This window comes from Listeria valentina, assembly GCF_011800755.1.
In the GTDB taxonomy this organism is placed as follows: Bacteria; Bacillota; Bacilli; order Lactobacillales; family Listeriaceae; genus Listeria; species Listeria valentina.
In genome coordinates, this window is sequence record NZ_JAATJW010000142.1 from 1 (window position 1) to 1,145 (window position 1,145).

At 37.8% G+C, this 1,145-nt stretch carries 1 protein-coding gene and 1 pseudogene; both read right to left on the minus strand.

Annotated elements, in window-relative coordinates:
* Positions 1-299, minus strand: a pseudogene (locus HCK02_RS14160) (hypothetical protein); the annotation flags it as partial.
* 249 nt (positions 300-548) lie between these two features.
* A partial coding sequence (locus HCK02_RS13855; protein ID WP_167630682.1) for a MucBP domain-containing protein occupies positions 549-1,145 on the minus strand: 597 nt, incomplete at its 5' end.

The window sequence follows — 1,145 nt, forward strand, 5'->3', positions numbered from 1 at the left end:
GTTAATTCTTTGTACTGAACAAGGGATAAGTAGCCTAGTTTTTGTTGAATTCTATTTTTATTATAAATTTTAGACAATATCGATTATACTTATAGTAAAATTTCTGGGTGCTGCTAGTAAGCAAATAGAATGTTTCGCACTTTAACGTGGAATAGAAACATTCTATTAGGCATTATCCGCCGGCATTTCCTTTTGGGACATACTTCGGATAATGCGTTTTGTTGACAAAGCTCGTAATAAGACTTGGATGTATAGACACTTCCTTGATCGCTATGAAGGAAGCATCCTTGCGGCAACTCGTTTCATAGAAAAAGACTCCTTCAGAGGAAAGTATGAAAATGGATTTATTTGTTGTTGGCTTGTACATTCATATTTTATCTTAATGAAAAAAGGATTTATCTCAACGTATATCCTACATCTGCTTATCCAAAATAAAAAAGAAACGAACCTAAAATCAAGACACCGAACCCTTTCAAAAAATGGGTTTTGCATGTTTTAGGTTCGTTTTTCATTTTGTTCTAAGCTCTTTTTCTTCTATTTATTCGCGATCAATTCTCTTTCTTTTCTCTTCGAGTACGATAGAGAAGATAACCGCCAAGTAGAAGAAAGAGTCCTCCCATCCCTAGTAAAGACCGATTGGTTTGATCTCCTGTTTTAGGTAACGATGAAGCAGGATCTTCTGCCTTTATCACCTGAACCCCAACTTTAAGATCAGTTACAACTAAATCAGGTTGGATAGGATCTGTAGGTGTTGAAAGAATTGGATCTGATTTCACAGGCGTCGTTGGACCTTGTGGCTGAGTTGGTTCTACTGGAAGTACTTCTTTTACTTTTTCATAAGTAAAAGTCACCGTTTGACTAATTCCAGTAAAGGTTCCTGTCACAGTAGAAGCCGTGCTTGTTGTTCCACTAACAGCGCGTAAAAGATCCGACTTCACTTGACTATCACTTAGTATATATCCTGAAATCTCTTTAGCCAAAGCTGTAAAAGTCTCTCCATATTTCCCTGTTAAGGTTTGCGGAGCCGCTAATTCATTTCCTTCTCCATCTACATAGTTCACCGTGACAGGTGCACCATCTGCTTTTTCATACACATAAGTCACCGTTTGAGCTGCATCTGTGAATTTGCCTGCGGCATTTGCTGG